21 protein-coding genes are annotated in these 17,656 nt (G+C 73.1%); 10 read left to right on the top strand and 11 right to left on the bottom strand.

The annotated features are described in order from the left end of the window. Both QWZ14_RS23715 and QWZ14_RS23710 read left to right on the top strand, forming a co-directional pair. Window positions 1–477, top strand: a 477-nt coding sequence (locus QWZ14_RS23715) for a flagellar hook-length control protein FliK (RefSeq protein WP_290319424.1), incomplete at its 5' end; no start/stop codon positions are given. A gap of 12 nt (window positions 478–489) precedes the next feature. Continuing rightward, window positions 490–1,152 carry a flagellar hook assembly protein FlgD gene (locus QWZ14_RS23710; RefSeq protein ID WP_290319423.1) on the top strand — a complete coding sequence of 221 codons (663 nt, stop codon included), beginning with the start codon at window positions 490–492 and terminating at the stop codon, window positions 1,150–1,152. Window positions 1,153–1,252: 100 nt separating this feature from the next. Here QWZ14_RS23710 and QWZ14_RS23705 read toward each other — a convergent pair whose 3' ends face one another. The 5 genes from QWZ14_RS23705 to rfaD form a co-directional block, all read right to left on the bottom strand. Beyond that, complete coding sequence (locus QWZ14_RS23705; RefSeq protein WP_290319422.1) at window positions 1,253–2,158, bottom strand: hypothetical protein; 906 nt, start codon at window positions 2,156–2,158, stop codon at window positions 1,253–1,255. A 66-nt stretch (window positions 2,159–2,224) separates the two neighbouring features. Further along, window positions 2,225–3,016, bottom strand: a complete 792-nt coding sequence (locus tag QWZ14_RS23700) for a polyphenol oxidase family protein (protein WP_290319421.1) — start codon at window positions 3,014–3,016, stop codon at window positions 2,225–2,227. Further along, a complete protein-coding gene (locus QWZ14_RS23695) occupies window positions 3,013–3,969 on the bottom strand; it encodes a class I SAM-dependent methyltransferase (RefSeq protein WP_290319420.1) in 957 nt (318 codons plus the stop codon). Before QWZ14_RS23695 ends, QWZ14_RS23700 begins: the two co-directional genes overlap by 4 nt. A 26-nt stretch (window positions 3,970–3,995) precedes the next feature. Then, window positions 3,996–4,817, bottom strand: a complete 822-nt coding sequence (lgt, locus tag QWZ14_RS23690) for a prolipoprotein diacylglyceryl transferase (protein WP_290319419.1) — start codon at window positions 4,815–4,817, stop codon at window positions 3,996–3,998. Then, complete coding sequence (gene rfaD / locus QWZ14_RS23685; RefSeq protein ID WP_290319418.1) at window positions 4,817–5,797, bottom strand: ADP-glyceromanno-heptose 6-epimerase; 981 nt, start codon at window positions 5,795–5,797, stop codon at window positions 4,817–4,819. The genes lgt and rfaD overlap by 1 nt, the downstream gene beginning before the upstream one ends. A gap of 119 nt (window positions 5,798–5,916) precedes the next feature. On the opposite strand from rfaD, the gene QWZ14_RS23680 reads away from it, so the two are divergent. The 5 genes from QWZ14_RS23680 to QWZ14_RS23660 all read left to right on the top strand — a co-directional run bounded on the left by QWZ14_RS23680 (window position 5,917) and on the right by QWZ14_RS23660 (window position 9,006). Then, window positions 5,917–6,336 (top strand): accessory factor UbiK family protein, encoded by a 420-nt coding sequence (locus tag QWZ14_RS23680; protein WP_290319417.1) that lies wholly within the window; start codon window positions 5,917–5,919, stop codon window positions 6,334–6,336. 149 nt (window positions 6,337–6,485) lie between these two features. Next, window positions 6,486–6,989 (top strand): type III secretion system chaperone family protein, encoded by a 504-nt coding sequence (locus QWZ14_RS23675; protein ID WP_290319416.1) that lies wholly within the window; start codon window positions 6,486–6,488, stop codon window positions 6,987–6,989. A 32-nt stretch (window positions 6,990–7,021) separates the two neighbouring features. Next, on the top strand, window positions 7,022–7,837 hold the full coding sequence (proC, locus tag QWZ14_RS23670; RefSeq protein WP_290319415.1) for a pyrroline-5-carboxylate reductase: 816 nt from the start codon (window positions 7,022–7,024) through the stop codon (window positions 7,835–7,837). A 42-nt stretch (window positions 7,838–7,879) separates the two neighbouring features. Beyond that, window positions 7,880–8,482, top strand: a complete 603-nt coding sequence (locus QWZ14_RS23665; protein ID WP_290319414.1) for a TetR family transcriptional regulator — start codon at window positions 7,880–7,882, stop codon at window positions 8,480–8,482. 92 nt (window positions 8,483–8,574) lie between these two features. Beyond that, window positions 8,575–9,006, top strand: coding sequence for a phasin family protein (locus QWZ14_RS23660; RefSeq protein WP_290319413.1), 432 nt, complete (start codon window positions 8,575–8,577; stop codon window positions 9,004–9,006). A 44-nt stretch (window positions 9,007–9,050) separates the two neighbouring features. Here the strand turns inward: QWZ14_RS23660 and QWZ14_RS23655 are convergent, their stop codons facing one another. The 3 genes from QWZ14_RS23655 to QWZ14_RS23645 are packed head-to-tail and all read right to left on the bottom strand — an operon-like array spanning window position 9,051 to window position 10,851. Further along, the gene (locus QWZ14_RS23655) at window positions 9,051–9,452 is read right to left on the bottom strand and encodes a hypothetical protein (protein WP_290319412.1); all 402 of its coding nucleotides are present in this window, start codon (window positions 9,450–9,452) and stop codon (window positions 9,051–9,053) included. Then, window positions 9,449–9,772: a rod-binding protein gene (locus QWZ14_RS23650; protein WP_290319411.1), complete on the bottom strand. Its 324-nt coding sequence runs from the start codon at window positions 9,770–9,772 to the stop codon at window positions 9,449–9,451. Before QWZ14_RS23650 ends, QWZ14_RS23655 begins: the two co-directional genes overlap by 4 nt. After that, entirely contained in the window at window positions 9,772–10,851 is a 1,080-nt protein-coding gene (locus tag QWZ14_RS23645; RefSeq protein WP_353959335.1) for a flagellar basal body P-ring protein FlgI, read from the bottom strand. Before QWZ14_RS23645 ends, QWZ14_RS23650 begins: the two co-directional genes overlap by 1 nt. Window positions 10,852–11,087: 236 nt before the next feature. On the opposite strand from QWZ14_RS23645, the gene QWZ14_RS23640 reads away from it, so the two are divergent. The 3 genes from QWZ14_RS23640 (at window position 11,088) to QWZ14_RS23630 (ending at window position 12,863) form a co-directional block, all read left to right on the top strand. Next, window positions 11,088–11,513: a flagellar assembly protein FliX gene (locus tag QWZ14_RS23640; RefSeq protein ID WP_290319410.1), complete on the top strand. Its 426-nt coding sequence runs from the start codon at window positions 11,088–11,090 to the stop codon at window positions 11,511–11,513. A 133-nt stretch (window positions 11,514–11,646) separates the two neighbouring features. Continuing rightward, window positions 11,647–12,063, top strand: a complete 417-nt coding sequence (gene dksA / locus QWZ14_RS23635; RefSeq protein WP_290319409.1) for an RNA polymerase-binding protein DksA — start codon at window positions 11,647–11,649, stop codon at window positions 12,061–12,063. 68 nt (window positions 12,064–12,131) lie between these two features. Continuing rightward, entirely contained in the window at window positions 12,132–12,863 is a 732-nt protein-coding gene (locus QWZ14_RS23630; RefSeq protein ID WP_290319408.1) for an SDR family NAD(P)-dependent oxidoreductase, read from the top strand. A gap of 3 nt (window positions 12,864–12,866) precedes the next feature. Here the strand turns inward: QWZ14_RS23630 and QWZ14_RS23625 are convergent, their stop codons facing one another. From QWZ14_RS23625 to QWZ14_RS23615, 3 genes are read right to left on the bottom strand one after another with little or no spacing between them, the layout of a single operon-like run. Beyond that, complete coding sequence (locus QWZ14_RS23625; protein ID WP_290319407.1) at window positions 12,867–13,838, bottom strand: Bug family tripartite tricarboxylate transporter substrate binding protein; 972 nt, start codon at window positions 13,836–13,838, stop codon at window positions 12,867–12,869. Beyond that, window positions 13,838–15,931, bottom strand: a complete 2,094-nt coding sequence (locus QWZ14_RS23620) for a hydantoinase/oxoprolinase family protein (RefSeq protein WP_290319406.1) — start codon at window positions 15,929–15,931, stop codon at window positions 13,838–13,840. The genes QWZ14_RS23625 and QWZ14_RS23620 overlap by 1 nt, the downstream gene beginning before the upstream one ends. A gap of 1 nt (window position 15,932) precedes the next feature. After that, the gene (locus tag QWZ14_RS23615) at window positions 15,933–17,588 is read right to left on the bottom strand and encodes a hydantoinase B/oxoprolinase family protein (protein WP_290319405.1); all 1,656 of its coding nucleotides are present in this window, start codon (window positions 17,586–17,588) and stop codon (window positions 15,933–15,935) included. Between the last annotated feature and the right edge of the window lie 68 nt (window positions 17,589–17,656).

The following is a 17,656-nucleotide window of genomic DNA, read 5'->3' as shown; positions in this document are numbered from 1 at the left end:
GCCGAGCCCGCGCCGGCGCCGGCGGCGGCGGCGGCGCGCACCGCCCCGCCACCGCCGCCGGCCCGCCAGGTGGCCCAGGTCACCATCGCCCTGGCGCTGGGCTCCGGCCAGGCGCCGCGGCTGACGGTGGCGCTGGAGCCGGAATCGCTGGGCCGGGTCGAGATCCGGATCGAGCGGGGCGCCGATGGCGAGGCCAGCTCGGTGCGGGTGCTGGCGGAGCGGCCGGAGACGCTGGCGCTGCTGCAGCGCGATGCCCGCGACCTGGACCGCGCGCTGGGCCAGGCCGGTGTCAGCGTCGCGGAGGGGGCGCTGCAATTCGGCCTCGCCTCCGGCGATCCCGGCCGTGAGGGCCCCGGCCGGCAGGGCCAGCCGCCGGGCGCCGGCGCCGGGGGATGGGCGGGGCAGGGACCGGCCCTGGCCACCGAGGCGAGCCGGCCCGCGGCGGCCAGCCTCGCCCTGCTCGACATTGCGGTTTGAGGGAGCACACCGATGAGCGGCAGCATCCAGGCCGGCAGCGCGGTAGCCAGCGCGACCACGGCGGCCAAGCCGGCGGGCATCGCCGGGGATTTCAACACCTTCCTGACGCTGCTCACCACGCAGCTCAAGAACCAGGACCCGACCAAGGCGATGGACACCAACGAGATGACCAACCAGCTCGTCGCCTTCGCCTCGGTCGAGCAGCAGATCGCCGCCAATACCAACCTGACCCGGCTGATCGGCCTGCAGCAGACGGCGCAGCTCACCGCCGCCGCGCCGCTGATGGGCCAGACCGTGGAGGTCGACAGCGACCGGCTCAGCCTGCAGAACGGGGTGGCGACCCTGCGGCTGCCGCCGGCGGATGCCGCCAAGCAGGCGGTGATCCGGGTGCTGGATGCCGGCAACCGCACCCTGCAGGAACAGACGGTCGCGCTGGGCACGGTGACGCAGGACTGGCGCTGGAACGGCCGGGACGCCAACGGGGTGCGCCAGCCGGATGGCGCCTATCGCTTCGCCATCGCCGGGCGGGACGCGGCCGGGGCGTCGCGGCCGGTCACCGCGACGGTGGTCGGCACCGCGACCGCGGCGACCCGGCCGAGCGGCGGGGAGCTGCAGCTCAACCTCGGCCGCCTCGCGGTCGGCTTCGAGGCGGTGCGGGGCCTGGCCGGCTCCTAGAGCAAACTCCGTTCTGATGGACTCATCAGACCGGAGATATTTGCTCGCCAGGACAACACGCTAGAGTGGGCTCCGTGAGCCGGCGCGAACGGAAACCGCTTTAGCGGGTGACCGGCTGGGCCGCGGTCGGCGGCGGCTCGGCCGGCGGCTGGGCATTGGCGACCACGGTGCGGACGCCGGCCGAGGCTTCCTCCGCCGCCGCATAGGCGATGTCGCCCCAGAGCCGGCTCAGCCGGCCGGTCGGTACCTCGTTGATCTGGATCACCCGGCCCAGTTCCTCGCCGTCCCGCCGGCTGACGATCCACTGGATCTCGACCCGCTGCTGGCGCGGCGAGGTCCCGGCCGCCAGGGTCACGTCGGCTTCGAGCGCATAGGCCGCGCCATCCGCCACCTCCTGCACGACGAAGCCCTCATTGCCGAGGAATTCGCGCATGCGGGCGGTCAGGGCGGTGTTGCCGTCGCCGGTGGCCCCCTTCACCCCGACCAGCCGGATGCGCGGCGGCCCGGCCGCCAGGGCCTGTGGATCGGTCGATTTGCGCGCCGCCTCCACCTGCATCAGCAGCCTGGTCAGCTTCGGCACCGCCTGGGCGGCGATGGTGGTGAAGGTCTCGGTCGAGGCCTCGGCCCAGGCGCCGATCGGCACCGGCGCGCCTTCCGCCGCGGCCTGCAGCTGGCCATCGGCATCGAGCAGGCGGAAGCGCGGCAGCACCGTCTCGCCGCGGCGATCGGCCATGATGTCCACCCGCCAGTCGAGCGGCAGGGGCCGGTCGGTGGCGACCGCCGGGACCTCCTCGGCCTGCAGGGCGGCGGCGACGCGCTCGGCCAGTTCGAGCGCGCCGGCATCGGTCAGCAGCGCCTCGCTCGGGGGCAAGACCGCCAGGCGGATGGCCAGCGGCACCGCCAGCCGGCTGGCCTGCGCCCCCGGCCGGCCACGGAAGGGCTGCGGCAGGTCGCCGCAGCCGGCGAGCAGCAGGGGAAGCAGCAGGAGGAACCTAAAGGAGTGCACAGGCGACCATGATGGTGAGAAGCGTGAGGACGAAGAACTGGACCAAGTAGGGCATGGCACGGTCGCTCAGTCGGGGATCGCGAGGGCGATGGCGGACAGCTGGTGGCCGATCGGCCCGCCGCCGGCGAGGGTCCGCCGCCGGTGGCTGAAGAAGCGGTCCCCGTTGGCCAGGGTGTCGATTGCCGCCAGCTCGACGGTGGCGATGCCGGCGGCGACGAGGCGGGCGGCGCAATAGCCGGCCAGGTCGAATTGCCAGCGGTCGGGCCGGGCGCCCGGGGCGAAGTGGCGGGCATCGGCGCCGTCCCGGGCGAGCACGGCCTCGCGCAGGTCGGGGCCGACCTCGTAGCTCGCCTGGCCGATGCAGGGGCCGACCGCGGCCAGCATCCGCCCCGGCGCGGCGCCGAGCGCCGCCATGGCATCGATGGTCGCCTCGATCACCCCGCCGGCCGCGCTGCGCCAGCCGGCATGGGCGGCGCCGATGACGCCGGCGACCGGGTCGGCAAACAGCACCGGGGCGCAATCGGCGGTGACGATGCCGAGCATGACGCCGGCATGGCGGGTGACCATGGCATCGGCGGCGGGGCCTTCGCCCTCGCGCCAGCCGGCGGCCCCCACCTCCGCCACCGCGATCCCGTGCACCTGGGTCAGCCCGTGCAGGGCTTCCGGCGGCAGGCCAAGGGCGGCGGCGGCGCGGCGACGGTTCTCCCGCACCCGCTCGCGGTCGTCCTGGCCCGAGAGCGAGCAGTTGAGCGCCGCCCAGGGACCTTCCGAGACCCCGCCGCGGCGGGTGAAGAAGCCGTGCCGCAGCCCGGCGGCGGCGGCGAGCGCCGGGGTGGTCAGGAACTCGGCGGAATTCATGCTGGCTCGAAGCCCGGAGGTATCGTCGGCCCGGGATGGCACAGGCAGAGCGCCTTGAACAGCCGCCCCATCCCCTCCGGCGCCACCAGCCGCTCCGCCCCCGAGAGGATCAGCCCGGCCTGGCGGGGATTGCTGCGGGCCAGTATGGCGGCGCGGCTCATCAGCCCGAGGCGCTGCAGGAACAGCCCCATGGGCAGCGGGCCATGCACGGCGGCGCCTGACTGCCGGGCCGCCGCGGCCAGGGCGGCGAAGCGGACATGGGCGGTGATGTCGACGCTGCCCGGGGGCGCGAGCGGGTCGGCCCGGCCATGGGCTGCCAGCGCCTGCAGGCTGTCGCCGAAGCCATCCTCGGCCGGGCCGTAGTCCAGCGCCAGCAGGGTCGCGCCGCGGGCGGCGAGGGCCGCGGCGATCCCGAGCGCCGCGGCGCAGTGCTCCAGCACCGTGCCCTCCGGCGCCGGCTCCGGCAGCGGCGGCGCGGCCTCGGGCGGCTGCTCCTGCCAGCGGCCATCCTGGACGAAGCGTTCCCGCCAGCCGTCCGCGCGCCGGATGAACTGGCGGATCGGCAGCGCGTCGAAGAATTCATTGGCGAGGATGATGGCGGGGCCGGCGGGCAGGCCCTCGATCCCCGCATGCCATTGGGCATCGGGCACCGCGAGGGCCTGGGCGGCGCGGAGGGCGGGCGAGGTCTCCACCAGATGCACCGACAGGGCGGCGCGGAAGGCCGGCATCACCTCGCCGATCGCCCGCAGCGCATCGGCCATCAGGGTGCCGCGGCCGGGGCCGAGCTCGGCCAGCACCACCGGCGCCGGGCTGCCCATCGCCTGCCAGGTCACCGCTGCCCAGAGGCCGAGGCATTCACCGAAGGCCTGGGAGATCTCGGGGGCGGTGGTGAAATCCCCGGCGCGGCCGAAGGGATCGGGCCCGGCATAATAGGCCGCCGCGGCCCGGGCCATGAAGGCGTCGAGGCGCTCGGGGGCGCTCAGCTCGGGCGTGCCCCGGCCGGAACCATCGGGGACGGCCTGGCCCGCAGCATCAGCCAGGCGCCGACCAGCACCATCGGCACCGAGAGCAACTGCCCCATGGTTGCCCCGGCGAAGAGGAAGCCGAGATAGGCATCCGGCTGGCGGAAGATCTCGCCGATCCCCCGCGCCACGCCGTAGCCGGCGAGGAAGGCGCCGGCGACGAAGCCGCGGCGGGCGCGGATCGCCGGGATATGCACCAGCACCTGCAGCAGGACGAAGAGCGCGACGCCCTCGAGCCCCGCCTGGTAGAGCTGGCTCGGGTGGCGCGGCTCCGGCCCGCCGGTCGGGAAGACCATGCCCCAGGGGACATCCGTCACCCGGCCCCAGAGCTCGCCGTTGATGAAATTGGCCAGCCGCCCGAAGCAGAGCCCGATCGGCACCACCGCCACCACCCGGTCGCCGAAGCCCAATGGGTCCAGCTTCTGCTGCCGGCAGAAGAGGAAGACGGCGACGATGACGCCGAGCGCGCCGCCGTGGAAGCTCATGCCGCCCTGCCAGACCGCCAGGATCTCGAGCGGGTGGAACAGGTAGTAGTCCGGCCGGTAGAAGAGCACGTAGCCGAGCCTGCCGCCGAGGATGATGCCGAGCGTCGTCCAGGTGACGAAATCGTCGATCTGCTGGCGGTTCGCCACCACCGGCGGCAGCGCCACCAGCCGGCGCGCCAGCCAACAGCCGCCGACGATGCCGGCGATATAGGCCAGCGCGTACCAGCGGATGACCAGCGGCCCGACCGCGACCAGCACCGGGTCGATGACGGGGAAGGGGATCGCGAAGAGCATCAGCGGAATGGGTCTTCCTGCATGAGGAACTCCTGCACGGTCCGGCGGACGCCGTCCTCGAGCGGGGTCATCTGGGCGTTGAAGCCCGCCGCGCGCAGCCGGTCCAGCGGCGCTTCCGTGAAGTACTGGTACTTGCCGCGGAGGTCGGCCGGCATGTCGATGTAGTGGATATCGGCCGGGCGGCCGAGCGCGGCGAACATCGACCCGACCAGGTCGCGGAAGCTGCGGGCCCGGCCGGAGCCGAGGTTGAAGAGGCCCGAGGCCTGCGGGTTGTCGAGCAGCCAGAGCATCACCGCGACGCAGTCGTCGACATGGACGAAGTCGCGCCGCTGCTCGCCGTCGGCGATGCCCGCGCGGTCCGAGCGGAACAGCGTCGCCGGCTCGCCGCGCATCACCTGCTGGAACTTGTGGAAGAGCACGCTGGCCATGCGGCCCTTGTGCGCCTCGTTCGGGCCGTAGACATTGAAGAAGCGCAGCCCCGCCCATTGCGGCGGCCGGGGCGCGCCGCGGCGCAGCAGATCGGCGACGCGGCGGTCGAAGGCCAGCTTCGACCAGCCGTAGAGGTTGAGCGGCCGCAGCCGGGCCAGGGCCTCCGGGGAGGCATCGTCCTCGAAGCCGAGGGCGCCGTCGCCATAGGTCGCGGCGGAGGAGGCATAGATATAGGGGATACCTCGCTCGGCGCAGCCGGACCAGAGCCGGAGCGGCAGGGTCAGGTTGGTCGCCGCCACCAGGTCGCCGTCGGTCGCGGTGGTGGCGCTGATGGCGCCGAGGTGCAGCACGGCGGTGAGGGGCGGACGGGTCGCCCAGAAATCCTCGAGCGCCTCCGGCGGCAGGATGCCGGCGATCGGGTGCCTGGCCAGGTTCCGCCACTTCTCGCCCTGGCGCAGGCGGTCCATCACCATCACCTCCGCGCCGCGGGCACAAAGCGCGGCCACGAGGTTGGAGCCGATGAAACCGGCGCCGCCCGTGACGAGATACATCCGACGCCCCCCATTCCGGCGCGCCACATGGCCGAGCCTGGTGGCGGGGGGTATAGGCCCCGGCAACGCGGGCTGTGAAGAGCACCCGGCCGCGGCCGGTCATCGAGAGGAACGAGGGCATGAGCGACACGAGCGGCGGCAAGAAGCGCGGCGGATTGTTCGACGACCTGGCCGGGGTCGCCGGCGGCGCCTTCTCCGCCCTGGCCGGGGTGCGGGGCGAGGTCGAGGCCGCGGTCCGCAGCCAGGTGGACCAGATGGTGCAGCGGCTGGACCTGGTGAAGCGGGAGGACCTCGACGCCGCCATGGAACTGGCCCGCCGGGCGCGGGAGGCGCAGGAGGTGCTGGAGGCGCGGGTGGCGGCGCTCGAGGCGAAGCTCGGCCAGGCGGCGGCGCCGGCCGCCGGGCCGGAGCCGGACTTGGCCCCCCGATCGGCCGAGGATGTCGCCCTGGAAGCGGCGGCGACCGGGGGCGGCACGCCCGAGGCGCCGCCGCCGATCGAGGGGACCATGAAGAACCCGCCGCCGATCGGCGGCGGCTGAGCCGGGCGCGGGGGGGGGGGCGCCGCTGCACTTGCGGCGGCCTGTATCCCCTGCGTAATCTATCCCTGGTGGGCCCTGAGGCCGATTCACCCAATATATCGGGGCAGGATCGGCCGCCGGACCTTCGCAGACGAGTGAGGAGGTGCGCGATGTCCGGCCTGCTGGCCCTTGAGCGCGAACATGCGCACAACCCCCTCGACGTCCTCGAACAGATCGTCGCCGCCAATGAGTGGAGCTTCGAGCGCCGCTCGGACGGCGAGATGGCGGCCGAGGCCCCGGGCAAGTGGTGCGACTACGGTCTCTACTTCTCCTGGTCGTCGGAGATCAGCGCCATGCACTTCTCCTGCGCCTTCGACATGAAGGTGCCGCCCGAGGGCCGGTCCAAGCTGTTCGAGCTGCTGGCCCTGGCGAACGAGAAGCTCTGGATCGGCCATTTCGGGCTGGAATCCGACGACGGCGTGCCGGTCTTCCGCCATTCCGTGCTGCTGCGCGGGGCGCCGGGCGCCAGCGCGGAAAGCCTCGAGGACATGGTCGACATCGCGCTGACCGAATGCGAGCGCTTCTTCCCCGCCTTCCAGTTCGTCCTCTGGGGCGGCAAGCCGCCGGCGGATGCCTTGCAGGCGGCCATGCTGGACTGCGTCGGCGAGGCCTGACAGCCTGCCCCCGAATCACGGGGGAACAGGCCATGGACAAGACTGCATTGCCCCCGCTGCTGCTGGTCGGCTGCGGGAAGATGGGCGGGGCCATGCTGGCCGGCTGGCTGGAGAATGGCCTCAGCAACCCTGTGGTGGTCGAGCCCCATGCCGCGGCGGTGGCGGGCTTCGCCGGGCGGGTGACCCATGTGGCCAGCCCGGCCGAGGTTCCCGCCGGCTTCCGTCCCGCCGCCGTGGTGCTGGCCATCAAGCCGCAGGAAGCCGCCGCCACCTTGCCCGCCTTCGCCCACTTGGCCGGACCGCAAACCCTGTTCGTGTCGATCATGGCGGGGCGCAATACCCAGGGCATCCGCGCGATGCTGGGCGAGGGGGCGGCGGTGGTGCGGGCCATGCCGAATACCCCGGCCGCAGTGCGCCAGGGCTTCACCGTCGCCTTCCCCGGGCCGGGGGTGACCGCATCGCAGCGGGCGCTGGCGGACCGGCTGCTCTCGGCGGTGGGGGAGGTGGCCTGGGTCGAGGAGGAAGCGCTGATCGACCCGGTCACCGCCGTCTCCGGCGGCGGCCCGGCCTATGTCTTCCTGCTGGCCGAGGTGATGGAGGCGGCGGCGATCGAGCAAGGCCTGCCGGCCGACCTCGCCCGCCGGATGGCCCGGGCCACGGTCGCCGGCTCGGGCGCCCTGCTCGGGGCCAGCCAGGATGACGCGGCGACCCTGCGGAAGGCGGTGACCAGCCCGAAGGGGACCACGGAGCGGGCGCTGGCGGTGCTGATGGAGAGCGCCGCCTGGCCTGCGCTGATGTCCCGCGCCATCGCCGCCGCGACCGAGCGTTCCCGCGAGCTCGGCGGTTGAACCCCCTTCCGTCGGGGCCGGCGATGCCCACACTCTAGCGGCATGAGCGAGACACACGAGACCGATAGCCGCCTGGTCGCCGGCCTCTGGCAGGTGGTGGCGGCCCATGGCTGGCCCGGCCTCAGCATGCGCCGGGTCGCCGAGGCCTCCGGCGTCCCGGCGGCGGAGATCCGCCGGCGCTGCCCGAGCCCCTGCGCCCTGCTGGCGCTGCATGCGCGGGTGGCGGACCAGCAGGTGCTGGAAGGGGTCGTGCCGGGCATGGCGCTCGATTCCAACACGCCCCGCGACCGCGTCTTCGACGTGCTGATGCGGCGGGTCGATGCCCTGCAGCCGCACCGGGCCGGCATCCTGCGGCTGGTCGAGGATCTGAAGCGGGACCCGCTGCTGGCGCTGCCGCTGCTGGCCGGGATGCCGCGGTCCATGGCCTGGATGCTGGAAGCGGCCGGGCTCAGTGCCGGCGGCCTGGCGGGGCTGCTGCGGGCCCAGGGCCTGGCCGCGGTCTGGCTGGCGACGATCCGCGCCTGGCGGGAGGATGCGACCGCCGACCTCGGCCCGACCATGGCGGCGCTCGACCGGGCGCTGGACCGGGCCGAGCAGGTCGCCCGCAGCCTGCGGCTCGAGCCGGAGGATTCGGTGCGCGACTGATTTTGCTGCGGTGCAGCATTCACTTTGACCGGCCGCGCCCCAGGGGCTAGTCTATGCTCGCCACAAGTCACAACCGGGCGGAGAAAAAATCCATGTCAGATCCCAGCGGTTTCAAGCCGGAAACCGACATCATGCGCATGCTCGCCGACTTCCGCCTGCCCGGGATGCCGGACATGGAGGCGCTCGCCTCCGCCCAACGCCGCAACCTCGAGGCCCTGTCGGCGGCCAACCGGGTCGCGCTCGAGGGTGCCCAGGCGGTGGCCCGGCGCCACATGGAGATCCTGCAGTCCGCCATGTCGGAGATGACCGACGTGGTGAAGGCGATGTCCTCGCAGGACACGCCGCAGGCCAAGGCGGCCCGCCAGGCCGAGTTGCTGAAGGGCGCCTACGAGAAGGCGGTCGGCAACATGCGCGAGGTGGCCGACCTCATCCAGAAGTCGAATACCGAGGCGCTCAGCCTGCTCAACCGCCGCTTCACCGAGGCGATGGACGAGGTGAAGACCCTGGTCGTCAAGCAGCCCTGAGCTGAAGCCGGAGGCTGCGGCAGCGTCGCGGCCTCCGGACCCCGTCAGATCCGCGTCGTCATGGCCAGGGCGGGCGGCTGCCGCCCGGCGGCGGGGCGGCCCGCCGCGCCGTAGCTGCCGGTGCCGCTGCGCGGCAGGGCCGCCCCGGCAATGGTTTCGATGACCTGGGACTGGATGGCGATGGCGCGTTCCAGCAGCCGGCGGTTCTCCTCGCCAAGCGACTGAAGCTGATCGGTCAGCTCGGCGGCCGCCTGCCGCTCCGGGCCATCCATCCGGGCGCCCGTCTTGCGGGCGGTGGCGAAGGCGGCCGCGAAGGCATCGGCGGCCTGCATCTTCAGGGTGGCCAGCCGGGCGGCGCCGGGCAGGTCCAGCGCCGCCAGCGCCTCGTTCTCAGCGCGCAGGGCTTCCGCGAGCCGTTGGCCGGCGGCCAGCAGGGCATCCATCATCGTTCGGTCTCCTCAGGTCGGTCGCCGGCGGATTGCCAGCGCAGCATCTCGCGCAGGACGGCATCGGCCAGGCCGAGGCCGCGGCCGGATCGGGTGATGGACTGGGCCATGGCATCGACCAGCATCGGCTGCCATTGCGCCTCCGCCATGCCGCCGCCGAAGGCCGTCCGGTCGGAATGGAGGGTGGCGAAGATCGGCTGCAGCAGCTGGCCGAGCGCCTGGGCCTCGAAGGCCTGGGCCGCGCGGCGGAGCGCCGGCGGGGAGGCGGCCAGGGAGGCGGCCGGGGAGGCGGCATTCCGCGGGGCCAGCGGCGCCGGCATCAGCGCAGCTCCATCTCGGCCTGCAAGGCCCCGGCCGCCTTGATCGACTGCAGGATGGAGATCAGGTCGCGCGGGCCGACGCCCAGCGCATTGAGGCCGCGCACCAGCTCCTGCAGGGAGACCCCGCCGCGCAGCACGCCGACGCGGCGCTCCGCCTGGTCGTCCACCTCGATGCCGGTCCGCGGGACCTGCACGGTCTCCCCCTGGCCGAGCGCATTGGGCTGGCTGACCTGGGGGGTTTCGGTGATGCGGATGGTCAGGTTGCCCTGGGCGATGGCGACGGTGGAGACCCGGACATTCGAGCCCATGACGATGGTCCCCGAGGCTTCCTCGATGACCACCCGGGCGACCTGGTCGGGCTCGACCCGGAGCTGCTCGATCTCGGCGAGGAAGCCGACCGGCTCCCGCCCGGCCATGGCCAGCACCACGGTGCGCGGGTCGGTCGCGGTGGCCGCGCTGCCGCCGGTATCGCGGTTGATCGCGGCGGCGATGCGGCGGGCGGTGGTGAGGTCGGGGTTGCGCAGCGACAGGCGGATGGTGGGGCGGCCGGTCAGGGCGTAGGGCACCTCGCGCTCGACGATGGCGCCCGAGGAGATGCGGGCGCTGGTCGGGACCCCGCGCTGCACGCTGGCCCCGGCCCCGCGGGCGGCGACCGCACCGGTGGCGACGGCGCCCTGGGCCACCGCGTAGACCTCCCCGTCCGCGCCGAGCAGCGGGGTGACCAGCAGGGTGCCGCCCTGGAGGTTGCTGGCATCGCCGAGCGCCGAGACGGCGATGTCGATGCGGCTGCCGGGGCGGGCGAAGGCCGGCAGGTTGGCGGTGACCATGACCGCGGCGACGTTGCGGGTGTCCAGCCGCGCCTCGTTGTCGCGGGTGTTCACCCCGAGGCGTTCGAGCATGCCGATGAGGGACTGGCGGGTGAAGATCGCGGTCCGCAGCCTGTCCCCGGTGCCGGCCAGGCCGACCACCAGCCCGTAGCCGACCAGCTGGTTGTCGCGCACCCCCTCGACATCGGCGATGTCCTTGATGCGGACCGACTGCGCCGCCGCCCCGCCGGGGCCGCAGGCCAGGGCGGCCACGGCCAGCAGTCCGAGGATCAGGCACCGGCAGGCCGCGGGCAGTGCCCGGGACCGGCGGGCCGTCTTCGGCCTTGCGAAAGCAATTTCCGCCACGCTGCGCTCCGTATCGTGAAGGCGGGCTTTTCCCGCATCGGGTCCGACGAGGCCCATGCCGGGCAGCAGCAACGCCCATGCCACGACAATCCGGCTCCGGGCCGGCAGGGCTTGCCGGGACCGGGCGGAACAGGAGGCAGATCATGCAGGGTATCGGCAGGATTGCGGGGGCGGGAGGCGCGGTCCCGGCGCGTGGCGCCCCCCGCCGGGGCCAGGCCTTCCGGGTGCAGGCCGAGGCCGGCGCCGCCGCTGCCGAGGTGGCCGCCGCCGCCGGGGTGGCCGCGCCGGGGCTCAGCCTGCTGGCCCTGCAGGAATCCGGCAGCGGGGCCGAGCGTGATGCCGCGGCGCAGCGGCGCGCCGAGGATCTGCTCGAGGAGCTGGCCGGGCTGCAGTCCGACCTGCTGGCCGGGGGCGGCGGGGATCCGGGTCGGCTGGCGCGGCTGGCCGCACTGGAGGCCGGCGAGGAGGGGGCCGATCCTAGGCTTCAGGAGGTCGTTCGGGCGGTGGCGCTCAGGGCCAGGATCGAATTGGCACGACGAAACCGCGGCAACCCGGCGACGCTTGGATGAATGCGGCGCTTTATCGCCAAAATGCGTTGCCGCTACCCCTTGGCGCGGACGCCGGCCTACGAGTATGGTCCGGCCGCCTTCGGTGCCAGGGCGGTGGGCCCCGGTTTCCGGCGGAATTGGGGCCGTCCAAACAATGCTCATCACCCTGCCGCCCGACTATCGTCCCACGGACGACGAAGAATTCATGAATGCGCAGCAACAGGAATATTTTCGCCAGAAGCTCCGACGCTGGCGACATGACCTGTTGCGGGAGGCCGGCGATACCCTGGCGAGCCTGTCCGCCGGCGGCATCAGCGAAGCCGACCTGACCGACCGGGCCAGCGTCGAGACCGACCGGGCGCTCGAGCTGCGCACCCGCGACCGGGCCCGCAAGCTGGCCTCCAAGATCGACCAGGCGCTCGAGCGGATCGAGAACGGGACCTACGGCTACTGCGAGGAGACCGGCGAGCCGATCGGCCTCCGCCGGCTGGAGGCGCGGCCCATCGCCACCCTGTCGATCGAGGCGCAGGAGCGGCATGAGCGCATGGAGCGGGTCCACCGCGACGACTGATCGGCCTGCGGCGGCTTGCCGCCCACCGTCGCGCGCGCGAGCCTGCCCTGACAGCGGGGGAGGGCGGGATGCGCCTGCAGGGACGACGGGCGGTGATCACCGGGGGCGCCTCCGGCATCGGACTGGCCAGCGCGCGGGTCTTCCTGCGGGAAGGGGCACAGGTGGTGCTGCTGGACCGGGACGAGGCCGCGCTGGCCCGGGCGGCGTCGGAACTCGGGGTGGGCGGCCTGCCGGTCGATGTCGCGGATCCGGCCTCGGTGGCGCCCGCCGTCGCGGCGGCGGCGGCGGCGCTCGGCGGGCTGGATGCGGTGGTCAATGCCGCCGGCATCAGCCGCCTGGCGCATTTCAGCGAGACCACCGCGGCGCTGTGGCGCAGCGTGATGGCGGTCAACCTCGACGGGCCCTTCCATGTCTGCAGCGCCGCCCTGGCGCATCTGCGGGCGGCGGGCGGCGGCAGCATCGTCAACCTGGCCTCGGCGGCGGGGCTGGTGCCGCGGCCCAACTACAGCGCCTATGGCGCCTCCAAGGGCGGGCTGATCATGCTGACCCGGACCCTCGCGCTCGATCTGGCGGCGGAGAACATCCGGGTCAACGCCATCTGCCCTGGCGCCATCGCCACGCCGATGCTGGCCCCCACCATCGCCGATGCGGACGAGGCGGCGATCCTCGCCCGCTATGCCATGCGCCGCTTCGGCACCGCCGAGGAGGTGGCCAACCTGGTGCTGTTCCTGACCAGCAGCGAGGCCAGCTACGTCACCGGCGCCGCCTATACCGTGGACGGCGGCTCGGCCTTCCACTGAGCCTCAGGGCACGCGGATGCTGCGCGCCCTGATGATGCCGCCCCATTTGGCGTTCTCCCGGGCGAAGTAGCCCGGCCACTGCTCCGGCCCCTCGGCCAGGATGGTGATGCCGGCGGCCTCGAGCTTCGCCTTCACCTCCGGCGCCCGCAGCGCGGCGGCGCTGGCCGCGGCCAGCTGGCGCACCACCGCGTCGGGCGTGCCGGCCGGGGCGAGGAGGGCGAAGTCGGTCGAGGAGTCGAAGCCGGGCAGCCCGGCCTCGGCGATGGTCGGCACCTCCGGCGCCAGGGCGGCGCGGCGCAGGGTGGAGGTGCCGAGGGCCCGTACCTGGCCGCCAGCGATGAAGGGCAGGGCGGTGATGAGGTCGATGAAGGTGACCCTGGTCTCCCCGGCCAGCAGCGCCTGGGCGGCCGGGCCACCGCCGCGATAGGGGACGTGCACCATGGAGAAGCCGGCCATGCCCATCAGCATCTCGGTCGCCAGGTGGCTGGTGCCGCCGATGCCGGAGGTGCCGAAGCTGAAGGCATCGGGCCGGGCCCTCGCCAGGGCGAGGAATTCCGCCAGGTTCCGCGCCGGCACGTCGGGATGGACGCAGAGGATCTGCGGGCTGCTGGCGATCAGGGAAATGCCGGTGAAGGCGGCCGCGTTGTCATAGGGGAGGCTCGCCGTCAGATGCGGTGCGATGGCATAGGTGCTGTTGGTGCCGAGCAGCAGCGTGGTGCCATCCGGCCGCGACCGGGCGACGTAATTATGCCCGAGCGTCCCGGTCGCCCCGGGCCGGTTCTCCACCACGAAGGGCTGGCCCAGGTCGGCCGACATCCGCTGCATCAAGATCCGCGCGACGCTGTCCGAGGACCCCCCGGCCGGCCAGGGATTGACCACCGTCACCGGCCGGTCCGGATAGGCTTGGGCTCCCGCCTGGGCCGGCGCGAGGCCCGGCGCCGCGGCCAGGCCGAACAACAGGCCCCGGCGCCGCATCACGCCGCCTCCAGCACGAGGTTGAGATCGCCATCCACCGAGACCTGGGTCGCCGGGCCGATGACGCAGGTGGATTCCCGCTCCTCGACCAGGGCCGGCCCGGCGAATCGCATGCCCGGCCGCAGCGCGTAGCGGTCATAGACCGAGCAGGGCAGGGCGCCATGACCTTCGAAGGTGACGGGCCGCGCGCCGCGCGGCGTCGGCTCGCCGCTCGCCGGCGCCGCGGTGCCGCCGAGGCGGATGCGGATATCCTGGCCCGGCGCGGCGCAGGCGAGGCGCCAGGACAGCGCCTCGATCGGCTGGTCCTCGACCACGCGGCCGAAGCGGGTGCGGTAGCTGTCGAAGAAGCTTTCGCGGGTTGCCGGGATATCGGCGTCGCTCAGTGAGATGCCGGGCAGCGGGACCGAGATCTCGAAGCCCTGGCCTACGTGGCGCATGTCGGCGCTCGGCCTGAGGATGATGGTCGTTGGATCGGCCCCGGCCTCCGCCAGCAGGGCGCGGCCCGCCTCGGCCATCTCGGCGAACAACCCGTTCACCACCGACCAGTCCAGCCGGCCGAGCCGCCCGACATGGCTGCGCACCATGTCGGTCGCCGGCGGCGCCACCAGGAAGCCGAGCGCCGAGGCGACCCCGGCGCCGAGCGGCACCAGGATGCGCCTGATCTTCAGCAGCCGCGCCAGGTTCCAGGCATGCACCGGCCCGGCCCCGCCGAAGGCGATCAGCGTATAGTCCCGGGGGTCGCGGCCCTTCTCGGCCAGATGCATCCGGGTCGCCGCCGCCATGGTCTCATCGACGATTCGCTGCACGCCGAGCGCCGCATCGACCGGGCTGAGCTTCAAGGTCTCGGCGACCCCCTCGGCGAAGGCGCGGCGGACCCGGTCGGGGTCGAGCGCCATCTCGCCGCCGAGGAAATAGGCCGCATCCAGCCGGCCGAGCAGCAGGTCGGCATCGGTCACGCAGGGCTCGGTCCCGCCGCGCCCGTAGCAGACCGGGCCCGGCATGGCGCCGGCGCTGCGCGGGCCGACCTTCATCAGCCCCGAGCCCGGCTCGATCCGGGCGATGGAGCCGCCCCCGGCGCCGATCTCGATCATGTCGACGACCGAGACCTTCAGCGGCAGCCCGCTGCCCTTGACGAAGCGGCGGAGGCGACCGGCTTCGAAGTCGAATTTATGGTCCGGCGCGCCATCCTCGACCAGGCACATCTTCGCCGTGGTGCCGCCCATGTCGTAGGAGACCACGCGGTCGAGCCCGGCCAGTTTGGCGATGAAGGCCGCGGCCATCGCGCCGGCGGCCGGGCCGCTTTCGATCAGCCGGATCGGGAACTCCTTCGCCTCCCGCACCGCGGCGATGCCGCCGCCCGACAGCATGACATAGAGCCGCCCCTCGAAGCCGATGCCGGCGAGGTCCGCCTCCAGCTTGTCGAGGTAGCGGCGCATGCGTGGCTGGACATAGGCATTGGCGCAGGCAGTCGAACTGCGCTCGTATTCGCGGATCTCCGGCGCAACCTCGGCCGAGAGCGTCAGCGCCAGCCTGGGATACAAGGCGCGGACGATCTCCCCCGCGCGCCGCTCATGCCGCGGGTCGCGGTAGCTGTGCAGGAAGCCGATGGCCAGCGCCTCGATCCGCTCACCCTCGACCAGATCGGTGACTTCCCGCGCCACGGCGATCTCGTCCAGCGCCAGCAGCTCGACGCCATCGGCATCCAGCCGGCCGGGGATCTCGCGGCGGAGGTGGCGCGGCACCAGGGTCGGCGGCGCCTCGAGGAAGAGGTCGTAGAGGTCGTAGCGGATCTCGCGCCCGATCTCGATGGAGTCCCGGAAGCCCGCGGTGGTCAGCAGCCCGACCTTGGCACCGGTCCGCTCGATGACGGTATTCGTCACCAGGGTCGTGCCATGGACGATGCTGTGCAGGTCAGCCGGCGTCAGCCCCGCCTCGCGCAGGATGCGCTGCGTGCCCTCGATGATGGCGCGGGAAGGATCGTCCGGCGTGGTGAGCAGCTTGCCGGTGTGGACCGCATCGCGCTGCGGATCATGCAGCACCAGGTCGGTGAAGGTGCCCCCGACGTCGACGCCGATGCGTGCCGTGCCGGGCATCTCAGCGCCCCCCATAGGGCGAGGCATCGGTGATGTAGCCATCCCGCAGATCGGCCGCCAGCGCCGCCGGGTCGCGCGCGGATGCGGGTCCATAGCCGCCACCACCGGCATAGCGCATGACCAGCCGCGTCCCCGGGTCGATGGTGGTACGCGACTTTGGATGCGGCCTTGTGCCGTCGCTCATCACGATCTCCGCCGCGCCGCCCGGCCCGCCGCCGAGCACCCCCTGGGCCGGATGCTCCCGCCGGTCCGACAGCAGCGAGAGCCGCAGCGGCGCCGGGGAACGCACCTCGATCACCGCCTCCTGCCCCAGCCCGCCGCGGAACTGCCCGGCGCCGCCGCTGTCCGGCCGCAGCTGCTTGGCCCAGACCACCAGGGGCGCGACGCTCTCGAAGGCCTCGATGCTGCCGGCGCCGGCATTGGTCGGGAAGGCGGTGGTCGCCAGCCCGTCGCGGTGCGGGCTTGCGCCCATGCCGCCCGAGGCAAACAGCACCTGGCTGAAGCGGTCGCCCTGCCGGTCGAGGCCCGAGAACAGCGCCCGCATGGTCGGCGCGCCGCCGCATTCGGCGATGACCTGGCCGGGGATGACCGGGCTCATCGCCTGGTAGATGGCGCCCGCCAGCAGATGGCCGGTGAGCTGCCGGGCGCTGACCGGGGCGGGGAAGCGCGGGTTGAGGATGCTGCCCTCGGGCGCCCTGACCTCGATGGCGCGGTAGCTGCCCTCGTTGCGCGGGGTGAAGGGATCGAGCGCGCATTTCACCGGATAGACCGCATAGGCGTGGGTGTAGTTCATGACGCAATTGATGCCGCGGTCGATCTGCGGGCTGGAGCCGGCGAAGTCGAGCAGCATGGAGTCGCCGGTGACCGTCACGGTGACGGCGATGGTGGTGACATGCTCGTCGAAGCCATCCGCCTCGATGGTCGCGGACCAGCGGCCGTCGGGCAGGGCGGCGATCGCCTGGCGCATGGCGCGGTCGGCCCGGGCATGCAGCGCGCGGCCGAGCGCCTGGAGGTCGGCCAGCTTCGCATCCTCGAGGAATTCGGTGACCCGGGCGGCGCAAACCTCGTTGGCGGTGATCTGCGCCTCGAGGTCGCCCAGCACCTGATTGGGCACCCGGACGTTGTTCAGGAACAGCTCCAGCAGCGCCTCGTTCCGCACGCCCTCGCGGATCAGCCGCATCGGCGGGATGCGGACGCCCTCCTCGAAGACCTCCCGGCAATCCGCCGACCAGAGGCTGCCGCCGACATCCGGGCTATGCGCGATGGACCCCGCGAAGCCGACCAGCGCGCCGGCATGGAAGATGGGGGTGACCGCGGTGATGTCCGGCAGGTGGCCGGTCGCCAGCCAGGGGTCGTTGGTGATGACGCAATCGCCGGGGCGCCAGCTCTCGGCCGGGAATTTGGCCAGGAAGTGCTTGGTCGTCTTCGGCAGGATGCAGGAGAAGCTGGCGATGCCGCCGGTATTCTCCGAGATGCTGTCGCCGTTGCGGTCCATCAGCACGCAGGCGAAGTCGTTCGACTCCCGGACGATGGTGGAGAAGGCGGTGCGCAGCAGGGCAGCCGCGGCCTCGTCGGCGATGGAGATCAGCCGGCTCCAGAGGATCTCCAGCGTGATCGGATCGAAGCCCTCGTCCTGGTCCAATCCGTCCTCGGTCATGCGCGCATCCCCTTCGCAGATGCGGAACGGTAGGGCGGGGGGAAGGGCCGGGCAAGGTGGCGGGGCGT

This window comes from Paeniroseomonas aquatica (assembly GCF_030409335.1).
Classification (GTDB): Bacteria; Pseudomonadota; Alphaproteobacteria; order Acetobacterales; family Acetobacteraceae; genus Belnapia; species Belnapia aquatica.
The sequence above is the reverse complement of the archived record's forward strand: the minus strand, read 5'-3'. Positions and strand labels throughout refer to the sequence as shown.